Annotated in this window: 33 protein-coding genes and 1 pseudogene; 28 read left to right on the plus strand and 6 right to left on the minus strand. The window is 68.1% G+C overall.

What is annotated here, in order from left to right:
• Positions 1 to 26: 26 nt before the first annotated feature.
• Positions 27 to 1613, minus strand: a pseudogene (locus tag JYK18_RS21460) (ComEC/Rec2 family competence protein); the annotation flags it as partial.
• A gap of 21 nt (positions 1614 to 1634) precedes the next feature.
• Between JYK18_RS21460 and JYK18_RS21465 the strand changes: the two are divergent.
• From JYK18_RS21465 to JYK18_RS21500, 8 genes are all read left to right on the plus strand, one after another.
• Positions 1635 to 3125 (plus strand): recombinase family protein, encoded by a 1491-nt coding sequence (locus JYK18_RS21465; RefSeq protein ID WP_242579314.1) that lies wholly within the window; start codon positions 1635 to 1637, stop codon positions 3123 to 3125.
• A 239-nt stretch (positions 3126 to 3364) separates the two neighbouring features.
• Complete coding sequence (locus JYK18_RS21470) at positions 3365 to 3640, plus strand: hypothetical protein (protein WP_206803713.1); 276 nt, start codon at positions 3365 to 3367, stop codon at positions 3638 to 3640.
• Between the two features lie 176 nt (positions 3641 to 3816).
• Positions 3817 to 4341, plus strand: coding sequence for an NUMOD4 motif-containing HNH endonuclease (locus JYK18_RS21475; RefSeq protein WP_206803714.1), 525 nt, complete (start codon positions 3817 to 3819; stop codon positions 4339 to 4341).
• Entirely contained in the window at positions 4334 to 5386 is a 1053-nt protein-coding gene (locus JYK18_RS21480) for a hypothetical protein (protein WP_206803715.1), read from the plus strand. Before JYK18_RS21475 ends, JYK18_RS21480 begins: the two co-directional genes overlap by 8 nt.
• Entirely contained in the window at positions 5383 to 5547 is a 165-nt protein-coding gene (locus JYK18_RS21485; RefSeq protein WP_206803716.1) for a hypothetical protein, read from the plus strand. Before JYK18_RS21480 ends, JYK18_RS21485 begins: the two co-directional genes overlap by 4 nt.
• Positions 5537 to 5680, plus strand: a complete 144-nt coding sequence (locus JYK18_RS21490) for a hypothetical protein (RefSeq protein ID WP_206803717.1) — start codon at positions 5537 to 5539, stop codon at positions 5678 to 5680. The genes JYK18_RS21485 and JYK18_RS21490 overlap by 11 nt, the downstream gene beginning before the upstream one ends.
• Complete coding sequence (locus JYK18_RS21495; RefSeq protein WP_206803718.1) at positions 5677 to 5904, plus strand: hypothetical protein; 228 nt, start codon at positions 5677 to 5679, stop codon at positions 5902 to 5904. The genes JYK18_RS21490 and JYK18_RS21495 overlap by 4 nt, the downstream gene beginning before the upstream one ends.
• Positions 5901 to 6326 (plus strand): hypothetical protein, encoded by a 426-nt coding sequence (locus tag JYK18_RS21500; RefSeq protein ID WP_206803719.1) that lies wholly within the window; start codon positions 5901 to 5903, stop codon positions 6324 to 6326. Before JYK18_RS21495 ends, JYK18_RS21500 begins: the two co-directional genes overlap by 4 nt.
• On the opposite strand, the gene JYK18_RS21505 is transcribed toward JYK18_RS21500, so the two are convergent.
• The 4 genes from JYK18_RS21505 to JYK18_RS21520 form a co-directional block, all read right to left on the minus strand.
• Positions 6303 to 6785, minus strand: a complete 483-nt coding sequence (locus tag JYK18_RS21505) for a hypothetical protein (protein ID WP_206803720.1) — start codon at positions 6783 to 6785, stop codon at positions 6303 to 6305. The two genes, JYK18_RS21500 and JYK18_RS21505, sit on opposite strands and share 24 nt — an antisense overlap.
• Positions 6786 to 6820: 35 nt before the next feature.
• On the minus strand, positions 6821 to 7021 hold the full coding sequence (locus tag JYK18_RS21510) for a hypothetical protein (RefSeq protein WP_206803721.1): 201 nt from the start codon (positions 7019 to 7021) through the stop codon (positions 6821 to 6823).
• A gap of 6 nt (positions 7022 to 7027) precedes the next feature.
• A complete protein-coding gene (locus tag JYK18_RS21515) occupies positions 7028 to 7219 on the minus strand; it encodes a hypothetical protein (protein WP_206803722.1) in 192 nt (63 codons plus the stop codon).
• Positions 7220 to 7319: 100 nt separating this feature from the next.
• Positions 7320 to 8093, minus strand: coding sequence for a hypothetical protein (locus JYK18_RS21520; RefSeq protein ID WP_206803723.1), 774 nt, complete (start codon positions 8091 to 8093; stop codon positions 7320 to 7322).
• Between JYK18_RS21520 and JYK18_RS21525 the strand changes: the two genes are divergently transcribed.
• Positions 8080 to 8262, plus strand: a complete 183-nt coding sequence (locus tag JYK18_RS21525) for a hypothetical protein (protein WP_206803724.1) — start codon at positions 8080 to 8082, stop codon at positions 8260 to 8262. The two genes, JYK18_RS21520 and JYK18_RS21525, sit on opposite strands and share 14 nt — an antisense overlap.
• On the opposite strand, the gene JYK18_RS21530 is transcribed toward JYK18_RS21525, so the two are convergent.
• Positions 8246 to 8689: a hypothetical protein gene (locus JYK18_RS21530; protein ID WP_206803725.1), complete on the minus strand. Its 444-nt coding sequence runs from the start codon at positions 8687 to 8689 to the stop codon at positions 8246 to 8248. The two genes, JYK18_RS21525 and JYK18_RS21530, sit on opposite strands and share 17 nt — an antisense overlap.
• Before the next feature lie 173 nt (positions 8690 to 8862).
• Here JYK18_RS21530 and JYK18_RS21535 point away from each other — a divergent pair, with 173 nt between their 5' ends.
• From JYK18_RS21535 to JYK18_RS21625, 19 genes are all read left to right on the plus strand, one after another.
• On the plus strand, positions 8863 to 9138 hold the full coding sequence (locus JYK18_RS21535; RefSeq protein ID WP_206803726.1) for an HNH endonuclease: 276 nt from the start codon (positions 8863 to 8865) through the stop codon (positions 9136 to 9138).
• A 151-nt stretch (positions 9139 to 9289) separates the two neighbouring features.
• Positions 9290 to 9643, plus strand: coding sequence for a hypothetical protein (locus JYK18_RS21540; RefSeq protein WP_206803727.1), 354 nt, complete (start codon positions 9290 to 9292; stop codon positions 9641 to 9643).
• The gene (locus JYK18_RS21545; protein WP_206803728.1) at positions 9549 to 11069 is read left to right on the plus strand and encodes a terminase large subunit; all 1521 of its coding nucleotides are present in this window, start codon (positions 9549 to 9551) and stop codon (positions 11067 to 11069) included. The genes JYK18_RS21540 and JYK18_RS21545 overlap by 95 nt, the downstream gene beginning before the upstream one ends.
• A 12-nt stretch (positions 11070 to 11081) precedes the next feature.
• Positions 11082 to 11279 carry a hypothetical protein gene (locus JYK18_RS21550; protein ID WP_206803729.1) on the plus strand — a complete coding sequence of 66 codons (198 nt, stop codon included), beginning with the start codon at positions 11082 to 11084 and terminating at the stop codon, positions 11277 to 11279.
• Complete coding sequence (locus JYK18_RS21555) at positions 11280 to 12545, plus strand: phage portal protein (protein WP_206803730.1); 1266 nt, start codon at positions 11280 to 11282, stop codon at positions 12543 to 12545.
• On the plus strand, positions 12542 to 12748 hold the full coding sequence (locus tag JYK18_RS21560) for a hypothetical protein (RefSeq protein WP_206803731.1): 207 nt from the start codon (positions 12542 to 12544) through the stop codon (positions 12746 to 12748). The genes JYK18_RS21555 and JYK18_RS21560 overlap by 4 nt, the downstream gene beginning before the upstream one ends.
• Positions 12741 to 13547 (plus strand): HK97 family phage prohead protease, encoded by an 807-nt coding sequence (locus JYK18_RS21565; protein ID WP_206803732.1) that lies wholly within the window; start codon positions 12741 to 12743, stop codon positions 13545 to 13547. Before JYK18_RS21560 ends, JYK18_RS21565 begins: the two co-directional genes overlap by 8 nt.
• A gap of 128 nt (positions 13548 to 13675) precedes the next feature.
• Positions 13676 to 15001 (plus strand): phage major capsid protein, encoded by a 1326-nt coding sequence (locus JYK18_RS21570; RefSeq protein WP_206803733.1) that lies wholly within the window; start codon positions 13676 to 13678, stop codon positions 14999 to 15001.
• A gap of 2 nt (positions 15002 to 15003) precedes the next feature.
• Entirely contained in the window at positions 15004 to 15357 is a 354-nt protein-coding gene (locus JYK18_RS21575; RefSeq protein WP_206803734.1) for a hypothetical protein, read from the plus strand.
• Positions 15354 to 15725 (plus strand): hypothetical protein, encoded by a 372-nt coding sequence (locus JYK18_RS21580; RefSeq protein ID WP_206803735.1) that lies wholly within the window; start codon positions 15354 to 15356, stop codon positions 15723 to 15725. The genes JYK18_RS21575 and JYK18_RS21580 overlap by 4 nt, the downstream gene beginning before the upstream one ends.
• Before the next feature lie 3 nt (positions 15726 to 15728).
• Complete coding sequence (locus JYK18_RS21585) at positions 15729 to 16142, plus strand: hypothetical protein (RefSeq protein WP_206803736.1); 414 nt, start codon at positions 15729 to 15731, stop codon at positions 16140 to 16142.
• 1 nt (position 16143) lies between these two features.
• Positions 16144 to 16488: a hypothetical protein gene (locus JYK18_RS21590; RefSeq protein WP_206803737.1), complete on the plus strand. Its 345-nt coding sequence runs from the start codon at positions 16144 to 16146 to the stop codon at positions 16486 to 16488.
• Positions 16485 to 16754 (plus strand): hypothetical protein, encoded by a 270-nt coding sequence (locus JYK18_RS21595; RefSeq protein ID WP_206803738.1) that lies wholly within the window; start codon positions 16485 to 16487, stop codon positions 16752 to 16754. The genes JYK18_RS21590 and JYK18_RS21595 overlap by 4 nt, the downstream gene beginning before the upstream one ends.
• A gap of 41 nt (positions 16755 to 16795) precedes the next feature.
• On the plus strand, positions 16796 to 16936 hold the full coding sequence (locus JYK18_RS21600; protein WP_206803739.1) for a hypothetical protein: 141 nt from the start codon (positions 16796 to 16798) through the stop codon (positions 16934 to 16936).
• A 27-nt stretch (positions 16937 to 16963) separates the two neighbouring features.
• Positions 16964 to 17419 carry a hypothetical protein gene (locus JYK18_RS21605; protein WP_206803740.1) on the plus strand — a complete coding sequence of 152 codons (456 nt, stop codon included), beginning with the start codon at positions 16964 to 16966 and terminating at the stop codon, positions 17417 to 17419.
• 1 nt (position 17420) lies between these two features.
• Positions 17421 to 19514, plus strand: coding sequence for a hypothetical protein (locus JYK18_RS21610; RefSeq protein ID WP_206803741.1), 2094 nt, complete (start codon positions 17421 to 17423; stop codon positions 19512 to 19514).
• A complete protein-coding gene (locus tag JYK18_RS21615) occupies positions 19511 to 20917 on the plus strand; it encodes a hypothetical protein (protein ID WP_206803742.1) in 1407 nt (468 codons plus the stop codon). The genes JYK18_RS21610 and JYK18_RS21615 overlap by 4 nt, the downstream gene beginning before the upstream one ends.
• A 92-nt stretch (positions 20918 to 21009) precedes the next feature.
• Positions 21010 to 22029 carry a DUF5047 domain-containing protein gene (locus JYK18_RS21620; protein WP_206803743.1) on the plus strand — a complete coding sequence of 340 codons (1020 nt, stop codon included), beginning with the start codon at positions 21010 to 21012 and terminating at the stop codon, positions 22027 to 22029.
• Positions 22026 to 22742: a hypothetical protein gene (locus tag JYK18_RS21625; protein ID WP_206803744.1), complete on the plus strand. Its 717-nt coding sequence runs from the start codon at positions 22026 to 22028 to the stop codon at positions 22740 to 22742. The genes JYK18_RS21620 and JYK18_RS21625 overlap by 4 nt, the downstream gene beginning before the upstream one ends.
• Positions 22743 to 22744 lie beyond the last annotated feature (2 nt).

Below are 22744 nucleotides of genomic sequence, written 5' to 3' on the forward strand. Positions count from 1 at the left end.
CGTTGGCGACCGTCGACGAGATGAGGTCACCGGCCTCGGCGAAGGATCGCAAGGGTGTCATCCCGAAGCAGGATGGCCGTGTCGCCATCGGTGTCGGTTCGAGTCAGCAGGGCGCCTCCGGTGGTCAAGGTGTCTATTGTGGACGGGTGTGGGTGGCCGTAGGAGTTACCGGCGCCCACACTGATCATCGCGATTCGCGGGCCGACCGCGGCCAGGAAGGCGGGCAGCGAGTATCGCGAGCCGTGGTGCGGCACCTTCAGTATTTCGGCGTGCAGGTCCTCCTTCGTCGCCAGCAAATCGGCTTGTGCGGCCAGTTCGACGTCCCCGGTGAGCAATATCCGTCCCGCGCTGGTGTGGCCCCTGAGCACCAGCGAACTGTTGTTGATCAGCGTGCCGTCCTTCTCCGCCGTGGCGCGGGTCGTGACGTACCGCGGCCCCAGCACGTCGAGGCCGAGCCCCGGCCAGTCGAGCCGTTGCCCGACCGGCATCTCCACCACCGGCACCCCATGCGCCCCGGCCACCTCGGTGACCTTGTCCCAGGCCCACCGCGGCGCCCGGCCCGCGCCCACCGCCACCGCGCCCACCGCCCGGCCTTCGAACACCGACTCCAGCCCGCCGACGTGATCCGCGTGCAGATGGCTCAGCACCAGCAACGGCACCCGGTCCACGCCCAGCCGGTCGAGGCAGCGATCCACCGGCCCTGGCTCCGGGCCGGTGTCCACCACCACAGCTCGTCCCGGTTCGGCCGTGGCCAGCACGAGGGCGTCGCCCTGACCGACGTCGCAGGCCACCACCGCCCACCCCGGCGGCGGCCAAGGCGGCGCGATCACCCGCACCGGTACCGTCACCAGCAGGCCGAGCACCAGCAGCGCCGCGATCATCAGCCGTACCCGGCCGAACCGAAACGCCACCACGAGCGAACCGGCCACCATTGCCGCCAGCAGCCCACCCCACCAGCCCGACGGCCAGTCCAGCACCGCGCCCGGTACCGCCGAAGCCTCCCGGGCCACCAGGATCAGCCAGCTCGCCTCCGGCCCGGCCAACTGCACCAGGAACTCCGCCCCGGCCTGCCACACCGTGCCGAGCACGGTCGCCAGCACGCCGAGAATGGTCGCGGGCGCGACCACCGGTGCGGCCAGCAGGTTCGCGGCCACCGCCACCAAACTCAGCTCACCCGCCATGCCCGCCACGATCGGCACGGTCACGACGAACGCCGCGAGCGGCACCGCGAGCCATTCCGCCAACCCAGCCGGCACACCTCGCCGGGTGAGCGCCGCAGCCCAGCGCGGGGCGAGCAGCACCAGCCCTGCCGTCGCCACCACGGACAGCGCGAAGCCGAAGCTGGCCGCCATCGCCGGGTCGTACAGCACCAGGCCCGCCACGGCCGCCGCCAGCGCCGGAAGCGCGCTACCGCGGCGTCCCAACGCCAACGCGAGCAATCCGACGGCTCCCATCACTCCCGCCCGCAACACGCTGGGTTCCGGTCCGGTGATGATCAGATAGCCCGCGAGCGCCACGCCCGCTCCCATCGCCGATGTCACCGGCCCGAGCCGCAGAAGCCGGAACAAGAGCAGTACCGCGCCACACACGATCGTCACGTTGGTGCCGGACAATGTTCGTGCTACACAGTTTCTATGTCAAGCGCTCTGTTGCCGCCGGTAGTGCGAGCTGGCTCGTACGGCCGCGCCAGTGCTTTGAACGAGCGGTCGGTGGACGACCAGCTCGCGGAGAACGACGCCTGGGTCGAGCGCGAGCCGACATGGACCATGATCTTCGTGCGGCGCGACGATGGCATTAGCGCCAGCAAGTACGCCAAGAAAAAGAAGCGCCCCGATTGGGAACTGGTGATGGCCTCGATCGAGGCGGGCGAAATCGACATCCTTCTGATCTGGGAGCTTTCCCGGGCATCGCGCGACCGCATGGTGTTCGCGGCCCTGTTCGCCGCCTGTGAAGAGAACGACGTAAAAATCGGTATCGGCGGCCGGGTTTATGATCTTGCCAACGAGGAGGATGCCTTCCTTTTGGATCTTCTGGCCGCGCTCGCGGTGCGCGAGAGCGGCTTGACCGCCAAGAGGATTCGGCGGAGCACCCGCTCGGGTCTCGCCAGCGGCCGTCCCCACGGCAAGGCGCCCTTTGGGTACGCCAGGGAGTACGACCCGACGACCGGGAAAATGGTCCGCCAGATCGAGGACCCGGACAATGGGCCGATCGTCCGCGAGATGGCCCGCCGAGTCCTCGCAGGGGAACCGCTGAACGCGATTGCCGTCGACCTGAACGCGCGCGGCATCTTCACCAAGCCGACGAAGAAGCACCCCGAGGGCGCGCCGTGGTCTCTAGTCTCGGTCCGTCGCACGGTCATGAATCCGACCTATGTCGGCAAGCGGGTACACCACGGCAAGATCGTTGATGGCCCAGCGGAGTGGCCGCCGATCCTCGACGAGGACGAGCACGCCCAGGTGGTGGCGAGGTTGTCGGACCCCGGTCGCAAGACGTGGGTGGACGGCGGCGTCAAGCACCTCCTCGTGGGTATCGGGCTCTGCGGCAAGGTGATCACCGACGAGGACGGCACTGAGCGGATGTGCGGGGCCAAGGTTCGGCTGATCAACAACCGAGGGACCCCGAGCTACGCCTGCTCGCGCAAGTTCTGCGTTGCCCGCACGAAGTGGCTGGTCGACGAGTTCGTCACCGACGTGGTCATCGGCCGCCTGGAGCGCCCGGACGCGGCCGAACTCCTGGCGCAGCCGGAGGACAAGTCTGAGGTCGAGGAACTTCGGCAGAAGGCGGCCGGACTACGCGCACGGCTGGCCGGTTTCGTGGACGCGGCGGCCGAGGGCGAGGTGTCCCCGGTCGCCCTCGCGAAGATCGAGGCGAAGCTGCTGCCGCAGATCGAGGAGGCCGACCGCCGCGTTCAGGCCCTCGTCGCCGCGCACAGTCCGCTGGTGGCCGAACTCGTCGGCGATCAGGCTAGGGCGCGGTGGGAGGCGCTGACGATCCCTCAGCAGCGCGAAGTGATCCGCGCGTTGGGCGCGCCGATCATCTGGCCCACGGGCCGGGGAAGGTGGCGGGACCCGAACGCGCTGGGCTTCTGGTGGCATGGCACCGAGGCTCCCGTGGCGCCGAGCTGATTGAGACCTAGCCGTTACCGAGAAGCCCCAGGTTGCCCCTGACCTGGGGCTTTCTTCGTGTGCGAATTCGATTTAAAGGGTCGGAATTCCGATACGGAGCGCTCCATTCCTTACCTAAATAGGTAGGTTGCCCGGCTACTGGTCTTTGCGTCATTGTCGCCACGCGCATATCTTTGTGACAAGCGAACGCGTCCGCACCGGAGGATTCGAAAGCGCGTTCCACGTGAAATGGAGGAAGCGTGGAGAACACGGTGCGGGTGCTGGCGGACGTCCTTGTCGGCACGAAGTTGAGCGGGGCCGCCCTGCGGCTGGTCCTTCTCGGTCTGGCGGCGAACAGGCCGATGCTGGCCACCGAGATGGCCGCCGAGTTGGATGTGAACGCGATGACTGTCCGGAACCTGTGTCGGCAGCTTCAGGCCGAAGGCTTGGCATTCCAGGATTTCCGCCGCGACGAGCGGACCGGCCGCGCGGCGAGCATCTGGACGTTCAAGGTCCCCGAGCGGGTGGCCTCGTGACCACCCCTGAGGTCACCCGGGCGGAGGCAGTCCGGCGCATCGTCGCCTGCGCACCCCCGTTGACGGCCGAACAGCGTGATCGCCTGGCGCGCCTTCTGCGTCCGGCCCCCGAAAAGAAAACCGCCCCGGCGCGCTAACGCCGAGGCGATCGAAAACCTACCCGAAAAGGGAACCAAATGAATTCTATCAATGGGCGAGTTCTGCCTGAAACCTGGCGGTCGGTCCCCGGCTTCGAGGGCCGATACAGCGTCAGCGACTGGGGCCGCGTGCTTTCGCATCTGCCCCGGCACAAGAACGGGTCCGGCCTGCTCCGGCCCTCTCGGGACCGCAAGGGCTACTTGCGCGTCGGGCTCTTCAAGGACGGCCGGAACCACACGGTCACCGTGCACAAGCTCGTGCTGACCGCGTTCGTGGGGCCGAGGCCGGAAGGGCTCGAAGCTCGGCACCTCGACGGGAACCCGGCCCACAACGCGCTGGTCAACCTCTGCTGGGGGTCCTCGAAGGAGAACGCCCAGGACACGGTCCGCCTGGGGCGGCACGCTTCCTCGCGGCGCACGGCCTGTCCGAGCGGCCACCGGTACGCCGAGGAGGGCTACGTAGATCGTGGCCGCAAGCGCCGGTGCCGTTCCTGCGAGGCCACCCGGCGGCGGGCGCGTACCGAGGCTGAGCGTGCCCAGCGGGAAGGTGCCCGCCGTGGCTGACTTCGACGAGATCCAGAGTGAGGACCTGACGGCTCTGCACTGGGCGCACCGACTTCCGCCCATCCGCGACCGTCGCGGAGCACGTGACCGTGCGGCGCATGAGCTGCTGCACGTCCTGGCCACCTTCGCCAACCTCGATGACGGCCGAGGCGCGTTCCCCTCGATCCAGTCGATGGCTGAGGCGATCGGCTCGGACCGCGTGTTCGTCCGCCGCAAGCTCTCGCTGCTGGAAGAACTGGGGCTCATCAGGCGGATGGAGACCGAGGAGATCGCCGAGCTGCTGGAGGAGCGCAAGGTCGCGCGGGGCAAGGCCGTGGTGACCGACTGGGCGGGCATGGCCGGGGGCACGCGGGCGTACTACGAAGCGCGGTTCAACTCCGAGGAGGGTGGCCAGACGGCGTGGGCGCTCGCGGTGGACGACGAGGCGTTGTGGGAGTCCCTGGAGAAGATCGAGCGCGAGCGCCAGCAGATCGCCCGGGACAAGACCCTGACCCGGCACCGGCGGCACAACTCCAAGCGGTACAACACCCCGTTCCCCGAGGAGGATTGCGACGGTCCAAACACCGTCGCAAAGGGACGGAGCGTTGCGACGGTCCGATCTCCGTCGCACGACGGTGCGAACGGCGCCGTGCGACGGTCTGATCACCGTCGTGCGACGGTCGATTCCGCGTCGCACGACGGTCAGAAAGGCGTCGTACGACGCCGAGCAGACCCCCTACCACCATTAGACCCCCAGGTGACCGCCAAGGTGACCGCCCAGGACCGCCCAGGGACCACTCCATCACCGGCTGCGCCGGATGATGGTCGGTTGTGCTCCGCCACGGGGGAGGTGGCCAGGGTGCACGCCGACGGCCGTCCGCTCTGCTGCCTGGCTGATCAGCTCGGATGGCTCACCGAACGGAGCACCCTGGCCCAGGTGGACCAGCTCATCCCGGACGAGGTCGCCGCACTGATGCCCGCGCCGAAGCCGCTGGCCTATCGCCCCCACTTCAACCGGGGCGCCGCACACCTTCCGGCCGACGACGAATCGGAGACAGTCGCATGAGCGCCCCTGAGTCCTGGTCCGACACCACCCGCCACCAACTGCCGGACGGCCGCGAGCTGATCGAGACCGTCACCGTCACGCCGCTGGAGTTCCCCGAGGCACCAGACACCGTGGCCGAACTGCTCGGCCTGATCAAGGGAGACAAGACCGATGTGGACTGAAACCTTCTGGGCCGCCGCGCTCGGCGGCGCACTCGGCGCGGGCTGGGTCTACCTGATGATCTGGCTGCGCGGGGTGCTCCGGCGCCAGCGCCGCCGTACGCGGGTCATCGGCTGGACGGGGGTGCGGCGATGAACCCGGAGCTGGAGGAGCTGCTGCACCGGGTCGAGGCCAACCCGCTTGGCCGCGTGTGGCCGGAGAGCCCCCGGGAGGCGTTGGAACGGCGGATCACCTGGCTGGGTGCCATCTTCCCGGGATCGACCCGCAGCGAGCGCCTGGGGGCCGCGCTCGATGACCTCACCGACGAGCAGCGCGCCGAGCTGGCAGAGGGCATCACCGGCGAGGAGGCGGACGAGTGAACCCGTTGGGGCCGCAGGCCAAGGAGCTGGAGGCCATGGCCGCCCGTGCGGCGAAGCTGACGGCCGAGGAGGTCGCGGTGCTGCGCGACACCTCCAAGAGCCTGTGGTTGTGCGACGAGAGCGGGTTCGGCCATGCGATGGAGTCCGTGGGCAACGCCCTGGCGGTGAAGAGCTGCCAGGGCATACGGGAGGCCGTTCTCGCGCTGCTGGCGGAAGCGAACCAGAGTGCCCTCTGGGCGACCATCGAGCCGGCCAAGGCGCTCGCCGCCCGGCACCGCATCGGCAAGCAGTTCACGACCGAGCACTACCGCCTCCTCACGCACCCGTGGCGCGCGCTGGTCGGGCCGCTCCACCCGGCTGACGCGGTGGTGTCCGGGTTGGCTAGCGCGCCGACCTGGTCAACGTCCACGCCGAAGTCGTAGGAGCTGCCGCCGGAGTCGAGCGATCTCCTTGTCCGTCTCCCGATGGTGTATCAGCGCCTTCTCGTCGTAGAGCGGCTTGCCTTTCTTGTTGGCCTGGTAGCCGACGAACACGAGCTGCCCGAACGCCTTGGATGGGTCGGTGATCGGGTGGAGTTCGGCGGCCTCGGTCATCGACCGTCCGAAGATCTTGCGGCACCGCAGACGGATGGCTTTCCGGCGCAGCCACGGGAGCGGTTCCGAAGCCTCGATCACCCGCGAGATGACCGCCATGTCCACCACGTTCACGGTCGGACCGTCGTTCATGCCGAAGTTGACCCCTTGGCGTTCCTTGTCGAACGCCATGGGCACGTAGTCGGAGACCGTCTTCTGGATGAGCTTCCGGGCGGCGTACGCCTGCTTGCCGCGTTCCTGTCTCCCGGCTACGGCCGACGCTGTGCCGAACGAGATGGCGGCGGACACCACAGCGGAGACCAGCAGCGTTACTGGGTCCACGACTACGACGTCTCCACGATCGCGAGAGATGCTCCTTGCGAGATCAAAAGCGTGGCGGAGTAACGCTCGCCCTCTTGGATCGGCTCCACCGGTAGCCAGAACGGGCCGGTCTTCAGCTTCTCGATCACGTGCGTCCGCAGGATCTCAGCGCTGTGGAAGCTGGGTGCACGGTAGGTCTGCCCGTCGTAGATCAGCATGTACATGCGCCCTCACTCCTGGCTGCGGTCGGTGTCCAGGGACATGCCCTCGTCGGCGATCAACTGCTTGATCTCCTCGGGCGACAGGTCCCCGTCGATCCTGATCTGCCCGCCGTTCTCCGGGTTCGCGCGGAGGGCGGTGCCATCGGGTCGCAGGTGCAGTTCCGAGTAGTCGCCCTGGCCGTTGATCCAGACCTGTGTCATGTCCGGGGAGTCGTGTTGCGCTGTTGATCCGTTCGCCTGCTGAGGGCACGAACCAGTGACGATCAAGTCAAGGCGCTGAGACCTGGCTGTCGGCGGGGGGCTACTGCTTGCCCTGGGGAGTCTCCTTGGTCCGCTTGCGATCGCGGCGCTTCTCGCGCTTGGACTTCTGGGCGAGGGTGGTGGCGAGGTCTCCGGCCTTCTCCAGTTGAGTCAGCGTGCCGTCGTGGCTCCGGTGCCAGTGGAGGCCGTTTCCGTCGGTGAAGAACAGACCTATCCGCGACTGCCTGGACAGGTATTCCATTCCTGATTTGATGTCACCCTGGATCAGCCTGCGAAGGTTTCTCATTTCGATGGTCAATTCGTCTTTGCTGGCGAACCGGTACCTTTCTCGAAAAGCTACTACTTCGTAGACCATGGCCTTGTTTAGTCGGTCGTTATCGTCAAGCTGTGACCTTGTTGGTGTCGGAGCGATAGTGGCGAAGCTCCAACGGAGGCGTTCCTGGCGGGTAGTGGGGTGAATTAGGTGGGGTAGATCGCAGTAGACAACGAGGTTGTAGATCGGCAGGAACCCGCTATTTTGAAACTCAAAGTAGAATTGGGTGGACGAGCCAACGTGGTCTCCGCTGTCCGGCTCGTATTCTTCTGCTGGTTTGCTGGAAATCCATACGCCGAACTTTGATGCCAGTTCGCTGGCCTGAGTCGCCTCCAGGCGTCGAAGCTGCTCCGACTGGTTCCGGTTGGTCCGGATGGTCGCCCATGCGGCCACGGACGCGATGAGAAGTGCTGCTGCCGCGACGGCGAAACTGCCGATGTCGGTCCACTTCGGGGTCTCGGTCGAGAGGGTGATCAGGTCTGCTCCGGTGCGCACGATCAAGCAGTCGTCGCCCGACGCGACCTCGTTACCGCGAGAGGAGGTCGCGACCGTGGCTGATGACGTCCTGGTGACCACGCTTCTGCTCGCCGTGCCGATGTGGGTCGAGAGGCTGTACGGGTGCATCCCGGAGCAGCGGCAGGCCGAGGTTGACCTCAGTGGGGAATCGTGACGATCTGGCCCCTCGGCGGGTCGGAGCAGTCCGACGTCATGTGCCAGGTGATCTCGATCGTGTCGCCGGTGGTTTGGTCCATCCGCATCACTACGAAGGACTTCGCATCCCCTCGTACGATCTTCGCGTAGGGGGATTCGTTTCCGGCCAGAGCCAGCGAACTCGAAAACTCGACGCCGTAAGCGGATTCGGTGCCCTCGTTGATCAGCAGCCACGCGGAACCTCGCTGATGCTGGGCGCGCCACCGGACACGGTTGGCGTCGGCCTCAGCCTCCGCGCGCCGATCCGCGTTGGCAGCAGCGTTCGCGCTGATCGCCGAGTTGTCCGCCGACCTGCGAGCAGCGTTCGACGAGCGCACCGAGGCGTAGGCCGAGACCCCGGCAACTATGAGGGCCAGGATCGAGATGATCAGCGCTGTGACAGCCATCACGAGACCCTACCTCGCGTAGGCCGCAAATCAGGCCGCGTGCCTGGTCGACGGCTGCCTACCCGCCCGCTTCCCCGACATCTCTGATTGTCAGAACTGATCGATACTCGTTGCTTCGATAGGCGTCTACTATCGAGGCAACGACAGAACTAACCGGACACAGGGGGTATCAGGTGAGCAAGGCATGGGCAGGAGGATCGACGCGCCGCTGGCGCAAGACTCGCCTGCACGTGCTCAATCGCGACCGGTGGACCTGCCAGCTCTGCGGCCAGGTGATCAGCCCAGGCCTGCGCCCACCACACCCGCGTAGCGCCAGCGTGCACCACACCCGGGGCAAGCGGTATGGCGATGACCCGCGCTACCTGCAAGCAGCGCACCGCCAGTGCAACCAGCAGGTCGGCGACCCCACCCGGCACGACCCCGAGCCCAAGGCGATGACCGCATGGTGACCCGCGCGCGCTCGAACCCGTCGGTGAGCACCGACACGCACGGCCTGTTCAGGGCCTCGGTGCCGTTTTTTCCTGACCGAGGTGTAGATGGACATCCCGTCCCCTGTGTCCTCTCTCTCCCTGGGCTCTCAGGACCACGAGGTGGTGCCCGATGAATGAGGAGCAGGAGCCCGAGGACACCCGCTCGACGCCGGTCGCGGACGCGGTGGGCGTGACGCTGGACGTGCTCGATCTCGCCGACGAGGACCAGGCCGCCGCCGCGCTGGCGCGGAACCTCGCAGAACGGCTCGATACGGAGAAGTCGGCGCGGACAGCCGCAGAACTCGCCGGAAAGCTGCTCGCGGTGCTGGAGAGCCTGGGAGCCACGCCCGCCGCCCGCAAGGCGATCTTGCCGAAGGGGGGTGAGGTCGGTGACAGCCCTGCTCGAACCGCCCGCGACGAGCTACGCGCCCGCCGCGCTGCTCGGGCGTACGGAGCCCCGGATCTGGACTCCGCCCCTTCGTGAGCTGACCTCGGACACCTCGTACGGCTACGACGTCTGCACCTTCGCCCGCGACGTGATGGCCCGGCCGCTGGACCCGTGGCAGGAGTTCGCGGTGATCCACGGTGGCGAGCTGTTGCCGGACGGCCGCCCGCGCTTCCGCACCGTGCTGATGCTCGTTGCCCGGCAGAACGGCAAGACCGACCTGCTGGTGACGTTGTCGTTGTTCTGGCTGTACGTCGAGCAGGTGCGCCTTGTGCTGGGCATGTCGACCAATTTGGACTACGCCAAGGAGAGTTGGGAAAAGGCCGTCGACCTGGCCGAGTCCATTCCGGAACTGGCCGAGGAGATACAGCAGATTCGCCGGGCCAACGGCGAGCAGTTCCTCCGCACCGTCCACAAGAGCAGGTACAAGATCGCCGCGAGCAACCGGAAGGGCGGCCGGTCGCTGACCATCAACCGGTTGATCGCCGACGAACTGCGTGAACATCACGACTGGTCGGCCTACAACGCGGCCATGCCCGCCATGAACGCCGTGGCGGACGCACAAGCCTGGCTGATCTCGAACCAGGGCGATGACCGCGCGGTGGTGCTGGACTCGCTGCGCAAGGCCGCCTTGCAAGCGATCGCGGATGGCACCGTGGACTCCTCGGAGGAACGCCTCGGCCTGTTCGAGTGGTCCGCCCCGGACGGCTCCCGGGCCACCGACGTGGACGCGCTCGCGCAGGCGAATCCCAACCTCGGCCGCCGGATCGACCTCGCCGGACTGCTCGGCGACGCCCGGCGGGCGGAAGGAGCCGGCGGGGAGGAGCTGGCCGGATTCAAGACCGAGATTTTGTGCATGCGGGTGCCGATGCTCGATCCGGCCATCGACAGCGAGAAGTGGGCCGCTTGCCTGGACCCCGGCGCCATGCCGGAGCCACGCTCGCAGGTGGCGCTGTGCTTCGACGTGTCCATCGACGGCCGTCACGCCACGCTGGCCGCCGCCGCTGTCCTCCCGGATGGCCGCGTGCGGGTCGAGATCGTGGCCGCCTGGACGGACATGGGCGAGATGCGCCGGGACCTGCGGGGCTGGGTGCGCCGGGTCGGTCCCGGTGTGATCGGCTGGTTCCCGTCCGGCCCGGCCGCTGCTTACGCCGCCGTGCTCACCGAGGACGAGCGTGGCGACTGGCCGCCCAAGGACGTGGTGATCGAGGGCATCCGGGCCGACGTGCCTGCTGTTTGCATGGGTTTTGCCGACTTGGTGTCCAACGGCGGCATTGCGCAGTCCGGTGACCCCCTGCTGGACGCGCAGGCGGCGGGCACGGAGAAGCTTCGCCAGGGCGACACCTGGCGGTTCACCCGGCGCGGTGCCGGGCATTGCGACGCCACGTACTCCGTGGCCGGTGCGACGCACCTTGCTCGCACGCTGCCCGAGGACAAGCCTGCCGCCTGGTTCGGCGTGGTGTGAATGGAGCCTGACGTGAACGAAACGCTGAAGCGGATGTGGGCGCTGTGGCCACCGGCCGCACAGATCGCCGGGGTGCTCATGATCCTGGCAGGTCTGGTGCTGTTGGTGGCGTTGCTGGCCGGACCGGTGTACGGCGCGGTGGCCGCGCTGGTGCTCGGCGGTGTGGTGCTGGTCGCGCTCGGCGTGCTGCGTGAAGCCGGGAGGCTGTAAATGGGACTCGGGAAGACGTTCATGCGGGCGGACACCGCAGCGCAACACCTGCGGATGATCGTTTCGGACGGGTGGCGCATCGCGCCCGCCGCCGACTTGGTCGGCGACCAGGGGTGGGGCCACTACGGCCTGGTGCGTGCGCTCGGGGTGCCTGGTGTGGGTCGGGCGGTGACGCTGATCTCGGACCTGATCGGCGGGCTGCCGTGGGACGCCTACACGACACACGGCCGGGAGATTCCCGAGAAGATCAGCCCGCGTCCGATGCTGTTGGAGCAGCCGAACCCCGAAGAGATCCGCATGGTGACCTTCGCGGCCTGGGCGGTGGACTACCTGTTGCACGGCAACGCCATCGGGGTGATCGCCGAGCGAAATGCGCTCGGCGTGCCGACCGCTGTGGTGCCCGTGCCCGCCTGCCGGGTTGGTGTGCGTCGAGCTGGTGGCCAGACATATGCCGTGCTGCCCGAGGGGGCGATCGAGTACTCCATCGGCTCGCGCACTTTCTCGTCCCATGAGGTGATCCACGTGAAGGCACTGGCTGAACCGGGTGCGCTGCGCGGTGTCGGCGTGCTGGAGGCTCACCTCAACGGCGCCGGTGCGCTGGACCTTGCCGGCGAGTTGGCCCGGCAGGCACGCAACATCGACGGCAACGGTGTCCCGACCGGTGTGCTGAAGGCGATGAGCCCGGACGTGACCGAGGACCAGCTGCGCGCGGCCAAGCTCGCGTGGATGACCTCGCAGCGGGACCGCACGGTGGCCGCGCTCGGTCCCGGCACCGAATTCGAGGCGCTGGCGTGGAATCCCGAGGAGCTGCAACTCATCGAGGCGCGGAAGTTCAGCTTGCTGGAGGTGGCCAACATCTTCGGCCTGCCGCCGCGATACCTCGGTGCGTCATCCGGCGACTCGATGACCTACTCGACCTCCGAGACCGAGGCCATCGAGCTGCTCAAGCTCAGCATCGGCGGCCACCTGACGCGGTTCGAGCAGACACTGTCCCTCGCCTTCCCGCGTGGCACGCAGGTTCGGGCGGATCTCAGCGTTCTGCTGCGCTCGGACACGACCGCCCGCTACAACGCCTACAAAACCGGGATCGACGCTGGGTTCCTGCTTCCGTCGGAGGCTCGCGCCAAGGAAGACGACCTCCCGCCAGTCGAAGGCATCGACCATCGCCCGCGTCCGCAGCAGTCGCCACCTGAGCAGCCGCCGGGCGCCGTCGTACCGCTGTCGAAGAGCAAGACCACCCCGGCCAGCAAGGAGATCGCCTCATGACCGCGCGCAAGAACAGCCCCCGCAAGCCCGCCGTGAAGCCGACCCCGGACTCCACTCCGGAACCGGCTCGGTGCCGCGTCGGCCGAGACCTTGAACCCGACGCCCCGGAGTGCCCGCGCTCGGAGTTCGAGTCCGGCACCGGCTTGTGCAACCTGCACTTCGTGACCCGCCTGGACCTGCGAGAGGTGGCCCGCCATGACTGAAGTGATGACCCGGCAGTGGATGCCGGAGCTGGAGGTCCGGTCTGCCGGGGACGGCCGCACCATCTGCGGGATCGCCGTCCCGTACGGGCGCCCGCAGCCGATCGACTCGCGGCTGACCGAGCAGTTTGCCCGGGGCGCGTTCAACGCCCAGCTTCGGGCCGCGCACCGGGTGCCGTTCATGCGCGACCACGGTCCGCACGGCGGGAAGCTCATCGGTGTGGCAACCGAACTGCGCGACGACGCCGCCGGGCTGTATGGGGAGTGGCGGGTGTCCAGGACCGAAGTCGGTGACGAGACGCTGGAACTGGTCAAGGACGGCGCCCTCTCGGAGCTGAGCATCGGGTTCCGGGAGGGGCAGAATCGAACGCTGCCCGGCGGGGTGATCGAGCGCGCCACCGCGACGCTGACCGAAGTCGCCATCGTCATGGCGGGCGCCTACGGACAATCTGCGGCTGTTGCGTCGGTGCGAGCCCAGTCCATAGTGGACCGCCGCACGGAGCTGGCGCAGATCGTGGCCGGGCTGCCCGTGCTCTCCGCGCAAGCCGAGGAGCTGACCCGCTCGGCGGGCGGCTCCAATCTCAAGCACGGGCCGGGGTCGCCGCTGTGGACGTACTGGACCGGTCCGGAAGGTCTGGCCCGCTACGCCAATGCCGTACACCCCTGGACGACGCTGCGCAACGCGTTGCTGTCCGAGGGCATTCCGGCGTCGATGGCCGACGGACTGGCCACGAACATCATGCAGGCCACCCCGGCCGGGCGGGCGCTGTTCGCGGCGCATCACGGCTCGAAGGCGAACTAACCACTGTAGTCCGATGATCGGTTACACTGAAGTCTGACGCGGACGCCGACACCTCAGCCCCTCACCGAAGCTGACACCCCGGCCTCTCGGGCGGAACCCATTCGTTCCGACACCGGGAGGACGGCGTCATGCCGAACCCGTACCTGGTCCGGTTGCGTGAGCAGCATGACGCGCTGCGGTCCTCGATTGAGGGCTTGCAGACGCGCGCCGCCGAGGGCAACCGCGACCTGTCCGAAGAGGAGCTTCGCTCGGTCACCGAGCAGGCCACCCAGCTCAAGGCCCTGACCGATCAGATCGAGTCGCTGACCGAGGTCGAAACCCGCTCGCGCCGCGTCGGCGAACTCGCCGCCTCGCTGAACGAGGACAGCGACGAGGACAAGAACGTCCCGCTGAGCCTCGGCGGTGAGCAGAGCAGGTCCCGCACCACCACCCGCGACCGCGACCCCGGCCACTACCGTTCGGTGGCCGCTGGTGGCCAGCACTCGTTCTTCGGGGACCACTTCCGCGCCGTCAAGCACGGCGACGTCGAGGCCAAGAAGCGTCTCGACGAGCACATGCGCGCGGTTACGCAGGCTTCGGGCGGAGTGGGCATCGTTCCGCCGAAATGGCTGCTCGACGAGCATCAGACGCTCGCGCGGCAGAACCGCGTCGTGGCGGATCTGGTTCGTCACATCGATCTCGGGCAGGACCCGCGCCCGCTGGTGCTGTCGAAGCAGACCGGCGGCACGGACGCCAACATCACCACGCAGAGCGCCGAGGGCGCCAACAACGCCGGGTGGGGCACCGACCGCTACACCAGTGACGTCGACACCCTCACGCCGGTGTTCAAGGCCGCGTGGCAGGACGTGTCCCGCCAACTGCTGGACGCGTCCACCCCTGCCGTCGATGCCCTGATCTTCGGTGACCTGCGCTCGGCGTGGGATGCCGTGGTCGAGGGGCTGACCTGTGCGGCCATCCTCGGCGCCTCCGGCACCGCCGCAGGGACCACCTTTGCCACCGAGGCCGCGTTCAAGGCCAGCGCCGCCGCGATCGACGCAGTGGTGGATGCCCAGACTGCGGTGGCCGGTGACCAGCGTGGCCCGGCAGATCTCGCGGTGATGAACTTCCGTCGCTTCGGCGCGTTCCGCAAGCTCAAGGACAACAACAACCGGCCCCTCATGCCGGTCTCGCGCTACGGTCCGCAGAACGCCAACGGCGCGCTGGACAACCGCCTCATCGGTGACATCGAGGGTGTGGACGCGGTGGCCAGCGCCGGTGTCCCGACCGCCTACGCCGAGAAGTACGCCGTGCTGCGCCGCAACGCGGTGCTCCTGGCGGAGTCCGGTGTGCAGGACTTCACCTACGAGCAGGCCGGTGGCCCGGCGTTCGTGCGGATGGGCCTGTGGGGCTACGTCGGGACGCTGGTCCGCAACCCGGGCAGCATCTCGATCCAGACCGTGACCGCCGCGAGCTGACGATGAGCACCTGGCCGCCCACGCTGGCGCAGTACAAGGCCGATCAGAAGGTCGGCGAGTCCGACACGCGCGACGACGAGCGGTACCGGTCCAACTTGGACGCGGCGGTGGCGTTCGTCGAGCGTGTGCGGCCAGGGTTCAACTACACCGACCACCCGGGCAGCGAGCTTCCCGCGCCGACGGCCGATCTGGCGCTGGGCACCATCCGGCTTGCCGCGCGCTGGGTGGCACGGGCGAAGTCCCCGGACGCCATGGTGAACATGGGCGAGATGGGAACGGGCAGGGTGTCCTCGTTCGACGCGGACATCGATCGCCTGCTCGGGATCGGGCGGCACCAGGGGCCGGTGTTCGCATGAGCGCCATCCGTGCCGCCGCCGACGAGCTGACTACCGCGCTGTCCACGGTGGACGGTGTGCGACTGCACGAGCTGGGCGAGGCCATCGACCCGCCCGGCTTGGTGCTCGGCGCTCCCCGGCTGGCGTGGCAGGCGTACTCGACCGGCCTGCCCACCTCGGCGACGTTCCCGGTGTTCCTGGTCGTCGGGTTCTCCGATCGGGCGCTGACCGAGTTGTGGGACCTGATTCCCGTTGTGGCCGAGGTGATCGAGAACGAGACCGACGGCACGATCTCGGGCGCGAACCCGGGCACTTACGTCGGCTCGAACACCGAATTGCCTTGCTACACGTTCGACGTCGATTTCCCGCTGACACAAGAAAGGCCCTGAGCGATGGGCATTCACCAGAAGCGGTTGAAGGTCATCGAGTTCACCATCGACGGCACCTCGTTCGAGTGCCAGGTGAACACGTGGAACCTCGACCCCGGCATCGAAGACGGTGACCGGCTCTACAGTTTCTGCCCGGACGGGGAAGCGGTGGAGGAGACCGACCCGGAGCCCACGCTGGAGATCAAGTTCTTCTCCGACTGGCGGAGTAACGGGATCTCGGCCTACCTGTGGGAGCACAACGGCGAGACCGCCGAGTTCGAGCTGAACCACCACCCGAACGTCCCCGGCGAGCACGTGAAGTGGACCGGCGAGTTGATCATCAAGCCCGGCCCCGCCGGTGGCGAGGTGCGGGAAACCGAGTTCACCGAGGTCACGTTCCAGTGCGTCGGCCTCCCCGTCTTCGAGAGGGTGTCCTGACATGGCGCGCTTGTCTCCGGCCACGCAGGCGATCGTCCGAACCGGACTCGCCCCGGCGCTGACCGCCCCCAACGGGGACGGCGACATCATCGACACCGGCAGGGTCTTCCTCGAAGTCGCCAACGGTGGCGGCTCACCGATCACCGTGACCGTGGTGTCCACCGCCGAGGTGGACGGCCTGCCGGTCGAGGACCTGGAGGTCTCGGTTCCCGCCGCCGGGCGGCGCCTCATCGGCCCGTTCGCCAAGACCACGTTCGGCCAGCCCGCCGGCGACGCCAACGTGGGCAAGGCGTTCGTCAACTACTCCGGCACCACGAGTGTCACGAGGGGAGTGTTCGCGCTGTGATCACGTTCAAGCTCAAGGACGACAGCGGCGAGGTCGAGGAGGTCACCGCGACCACGCGGGACATCCTGAACTGGGAGCGCACGTCGAAGAACAAGAGCTTCGGCGGCCTGGTGGACAACCAGGAGATCGGCGACTTCTACAAGATTGCGTTCTTCGCCGCCAAGCGCACGGTCGGTTTCGTGGGTACGCAGCAGGACTTCGAGCAGAGGTACGACCTGGAGTTCGAAGTGGACGACGAGGTGGACCCTACGAACGCGGCTCCCTGAGTCGCCAGATCATCGCCCTGGCCCTCTCGACGTCCATCCCGATGGATTACTGGGCCGAGCAAGACGAGAAGACCCTGAACACCGCGTGGGCACTGCTCAAGGAGCAGGAAGGCCACGCCGAGAAACCCGCCGCCCGGGGGAAACGGGCGCCCGGGGCCGGTGGCCCGCAGTACAGCGGATGACCGACTGGACCCGGGGAGGTGGGCACGGTGGCGAAGGACTCGCTCACCATCCGCGTGAACGTGGACGGCCTGCGCCCCACGCTGCGCGCCCTGGCCAAGCTGCCCAAGGACGCCAGCAACGAACTGCGTGACGCCTCCCTGCGCCTGTCCCAGGTGCTCGCCGCGCGCGCGAAGGCCGACGGCATGGGCGACCCGGCGCCGCAGTCCCCGCTCGTGGCCAGCACGGTGAAGGCGCAGCGGGACCGGGTCCCGGTGATCTCCGCCGGGGGAACCCGGCGCCTGGGCCGGAACAAGGCTCCGGCCTACAAGTTGCTCTTCGGCTCGGTGTTCGGGTCCAACTCCTACGCCCAGTTCCACCGACCGCACGGCGGCAACTCCGCCTACTGGTTCTTCCCGGTGGTCGAGGAGTCGGCCGCCGAGATCTCCGCCGCCTGGAACCGGGCCGCCGACGCGGTGATCCGCAAGTTCAGCGAGGGCGGCTGAGATGGCCTCCGGTGAGCGCACGGTCCGCATCAAGTTCGACGGGAACTCCTTCGGGCTGACCAAGGCCGTGCTCAAGACCCGCGCCGACCTGGAGGCGCTGGAGAAGAAGATCGAGGCCAACCGCAGCGAGTGGTCCAAGGTGACCGCCGCCGCGTCGAAGCTCCGCGCCGAGCTGAAGGCCCAGGAGGCGCAGGTAGCCCGCAACAAGCAGGGCCTGGTGACCTTCGCGGGCAGCATCATGGGCACGGCCGCGCGCCTCGGCCAGTTCGCCGGCATGCTCGGCACGCTCGGGTCCGGGGTTGGCGTGATCATGGCGGTGGTCGCCGCGCTCGGCGCGATGTCGGGCGCGGCCGGGCTCGCTGTGCCGGTCATGTTCGGCCTCGTCGGCGTGATGGCCGCGATCAAGCTCGGCGGCGAGGGAGCGAAGAAGGCGTTCGACGGGCTCAAGCCCACGCTGGACACGCTCAAGTCGCAGGTCTCCTCCAGCTTCGAGCAGTCGCTGACCCCGGCGGTGAACAACCTCAAGGCCGTGCTGCCGCAGCTCACCACCGGGCTGAAGTCCATCGCCACCGCGATGGGCGGCGTGGCCACGAAGTTCACCGCCATGCTCGCCAACACCAACGCGGCGAGTCAGCTCAACACGATCTTCGTCCAGTTCTCGAAGGTGATCCAGAACATCGGCGCCTTCCTCGCACCGGTCGGCCAGGCGTTCATCACCATCGGCGCGGTGGCCGCCCCGATGCTGGCCCAGCTCACGGCCGGGCTCGGCGGAGTCGGGGAACGGTTCAACGCCTTCATCCAGCAGGCCGCCGCCGACGGCTCGCTGACCGCGTGGATCCAGCGCGGGATCGATGCCTTCTCCGGGCTGTTCACCTTCCTCGGTCAGCTCGGGTCCATCATCAGCTCCGTCTTCACCGCAGCCTCGGCGGCCGGGCTCGGGTTCGGCGGCACAATCGGCACGCTGATTGGCACGGTCGCGCAGTTCCTCGCCTCGTTCGAGGGACAGCAGGCGCTGACGGCCTTCTTCACGGCGGTGCAACAGGTCGGCACCGCCGTGAGCGGAGTGCTCGCCGCCGCGCTGGTGGCCATCGCCCCGGTCGTCCCGCCCCTGGCCGCAGCCTTCGGGCAACTCGCCGGCCAAGTGGCCGCCGTGCTGATCCCCGCGATCAACCTGCTGGCGCCGATCCTCCAGGGGCTGGCGACGTTCTTCGCGGCCAACATGGTGTGGATCGGCCCGCTGGCGATCGCCATCGGCGGCATCGCCCTGGCAATCCAGGCCGTCACCCTCGCGGTGAACCTGTGGAAGGCCGCCGTGATGGCCTACACGATCGCGCAGTGGGCGCTGAACGTGGCGATGTCGGCGAACCCCATCGGTCTGGTCATCGCCGCGATCGTCGCCCTGATCGCGATCATCGTGCTGATCGTGTCCAACCTGGACTTCTTCCGGGGCATCTGGGACTCGGTCTGGAAGTGGTGCTCGGACCGGATCACCGACGTGGTGAACTTCTTCCGGTCCATCTGGCAGGGCGCGTTCTCCTGGATTCAGGGCGCGGTCTCGGCCGTTGGCAACTTCTTCGGCAACGTGTGGCAGGGCGCCCAGAACATCGTCTCGGGCATCGTGAACTGGTTCCGCAACGCCTGGTCCTCCGCCGTCGACGCCGTCTCCGGCTTCTTCTCCGGGCTGGCAGGCAAGGTGCAAGGCGCGTTCTCCAGCGTGGCGGGCGCGGTGAAGTCCGCCATCAACGGTGTGATCGGCTTCGTCAACGGCGCGATCCGGGGCATCAACAACGTCACCGGCGTGGTCGGTATCCCGGCCATCCCGCAGATCCCGATGCTGGCCAAGGGCGGCACCGCCCGCTCCGGCCGCACCTACCTCGTGGGCGAACAGGGACCGGAGCTGTTCACCCCGGGGCGCACCGGTCGCGTCACGAACGCGGGCACCACCGCTGAAGCGATGGGCACCAGCTCGGCCCCGCCGATCGTCCACGTCTACATCGGAGACACCGAGCTGACCGACATCGTGGACGTGCGCATCGAGGAGAACACCCGGGAAGCGGCGCGCAGCATCCGCGCCGGAGCGGGAGGCTTCCGATGAGCATCAGCGCGACCTACCTCGGCGACCTCGGGCGCGTCCGCATCGAGCTGGCCAGCGCTCCGGCCGTGGCGGATCACGTGGTGGTGGAGCGGTCCACCGACGGCGTCACCTGGACACCGGTTCGTGGTGGGCTGACGGTCGGTCTGTCCGGCGGTGCCGGGGTGGTCGACGACTACGAGTACGAGCCCGGCGTGGTCAACGAGTACCGCGCGTCCTACGTGGACGGCGCGCAGATCTCCTACGGCGGCACCGGTGCGGCCGTGCACGCCGACAACGCGGCGGTGACCCCTACGATCGCCCCGGGGCTTCAGGTCGAGGGAATGCTGCTCAACCTCGTGGTGGCCTGCCGCAACACCGCGCAGACCGTAGCCACTCCGGCGGGCTGGACCAAGGCCATCGAGTTCGGCACCGTGCGGGTCTTCCAGAAGCGCTGGGTTGCGGGCACCACGAACCCGACGGTCACGCCGTCCGGCGGCGCGGCCGGGGACACCGTGTCCGCCTACGTCTGCGGGTTCCAGAACGCCGAGCCGGGCTACACCACCCTCAACACGCAGCTCAACGCTTCTGCCCAGAACGTCGCCGTCCCGGCCCTCACGGTGCCTCACCCGTTCTCGGCCGTGGCGATGGTGGCGCACAAGCTCGCCGAGGTCACCACCGCGTCGATGCTGAACCTGTTCGACGTCGCCAGCGCGGCGGTCAACTCGACAGCCGTCGGCCTGGACCAGGCGACCCCGTGGCAGCGCGCATCCGCCGCCGCGAACCTGGCCAGCATCGCCGCACAGACCCTGACCATCACCGGGGGAGTCGCGGCCGTGTCCCGCTCGGTGATCTGGGCGATGCGCCAGGCCCCATGGATCCGCCAGGAGACCACCAGCATCACCCCGATCAACACCGGGTTCTGGGTGAAGAACCTGCGGCGCCCCAACAACAACGTCCAGGTGACCGTCACCGGGTACTCGGACATCACCCGCGACGCACGCACCGGCGTCTTCGACGTGGTGGGCCGCACCCTGCCGGTCGCCGTGACCGACGTGCACTCCGGTCGCAAGCTCGCCCTGACCGTCACGACCGAAACGCCGGCTGTTGCGGCGGACCTGGACACGCGGTTCTCCGCCGGTGAGGTCTTCCTGTTCCAGTCGCTCGGCGAGGGCTGCCCGATTCCGAGCTTGTACGCCGTGATCGGCACGGTCACGCAGTCCCGCCGGTCTCAGCGCGCGCAACGGCGGCACATCACCTTGCCGCTGACCGAGGTCGCAGCCCCCGACCCGTCGGTCTTCTCCACCACGGTCACCTACGCCGACCTGCTGACCCTGTTCACCACCTACGCCGACATCCCGGCCGCCGAGCCCACCTACTCCGATGTGCTCGACATCGTGGCCGAGTCCGATGTGGTGGTGCCCTGATGCGCCCGGTCAGTCAGCGGTTTCTCAGCACCGTGCGGGGCTCGCACAAGATGATTGCCCGCGTTCGGGCGGTTGACCCCGGCCAGAACGGGGTGAGCCCCGTCGGTACCGAGCTGGCGCTGGTGGCCGGTGACGTGAAGCTGGACTCCACCGCCGCTGTGCGGGGCACCACGTCGTTGACGGTGCTCGGCGACTTCCCGGCCACGCCGAGCGGTCTGCTCACCCCGTACGGTCGTGAGGTCTACGTGGAACGGGGCATCGACTACGGCGACGGAACCCGCGAGTTCGTGGGACAGGGGTACTTCCGGCTGACCGAGGTGGACCAGGCCGACGCTCCGCGCGGGGAGATCCGGCTGAGCGGGGCGGACCGGATGTCCGCCGTGGTCGAGGCCGATGTGCTCGCGCCCTTTCAGTTCGGCACCGGCGCGAGCGTGGGCGCGGTCTTCGATCTGCTCGTGGGCGAGGTGCTGCCCGGCGTGCTGATCGACTACGACTTTCCCGCCGCCACCACGTTCTTCAACGCCCCGCACGTCGTGGAGAAGTCGCGCTTCGACTTCTTGCAGGACATCTGCGACAGCCTGGGCAAGGTCATGTACTTCGACTACCGGGGACGCCTTCAGGTACGGACCGCGCCCGACCCGGCCGAGCCGGTGTTCCTGGTCAACCACGGCGAGCGCGGGGTGCTTACCTCGTTGTCCCGCAGGCTGTCCCGTACCGGCGTCTACAACGCCGTGGTGGCCACGGGCGAGCAGGCCGGGGAGATGCCGCCGGTGCGCGGCGTCGCGGTCGACGAGAACCCGTTCAGCCCCACCTACTGGAACGGCCCGTTCGGGAAGGTCCCGAGGTTCTACAGCAGCTCGTTCCTGACCACCACCGAACAGTGCACCAGCGCGGCCAAGGCGATGCTCGAACGCGCGTCGGGCCTGCCGTACAACGTGGACTTCTCGATGGTGCCCAACCCGGCCTTGGAGCCGCTGGACCCGGTGCAGGTCACCCACGCCGACACCGACAACGCCGAGCTGCACGTGCTCGAAACCCTGACCATCCCGCTGACCGCTGGTGGAGCGATGACCGCGACCACCCGGGAGAAGCTGATCGGAGCACCCGCATGAAGGCGGACATCCTCGCTGACCTCGTTGCGGCGCAACAGCAGGCACCGCAGCACTCGTCCGAACTCGGCTTCCACCAAGGCATCGTGCTCACCTGGGACAACCTGTCCGGCGCCAACACCGTGAACGTCCAGGGCTCGACCTTCACCAATCTGAAGGTGCTCACCTCGGGCTCCGGCGTGCTGTTCACCCCCGGCGACACCGTGGCGCTACTGCGGTTCCAGACCACCTACTTCATCCTCGGCCGTGTCGCCGCCCCCGGCGCTGGGGCCACGCTCGCCACCCGCACCGGCTTCGCCGCCAACACGGGCACCTTGAGCGCTGGAGGCGACAACGTGTGGCGCGACCTGGCCACCGGCGAGACGACCGGGCCGGTGCTGCCGAGCGTCTACATCAGCAACGCCAAGCGTGCGCTGGTGATCCTGAGCGCCTACATCGAAGTGTCCGGCGACACCGGCGGGATGATGAGCTTCGAGATCAGCGGAGCGTCAACGATTCCCGCCAATTTCTACCGTGCGATCCACCTGCACCACTTCACGTTCGATCCCGACTACGACAACACCATCGGTGCGTCGGTGTCCTCCACGTTTGTGCTCGATTCGAGCATCGTGCCGCTGAACGCCGGAATGCACACGTTCACCGCCAAGTACACCCGCCATTACGGCAGCGGTGACATCACCTTCAGCCGTCGGCACATCACCGTCATTCCCTACTGAGA

It is taken from the genome of Amycolatopsis sp. 195334CR (genome assembly GCF_017309385.1).
In the GTDB taxonomy this organism is placed as follows: domain Bacteria; phylum Actinomycetota; class Actinomycetes; order Mycobacteriales; family Pseudonocardiaceae; genus Amycolatopsis.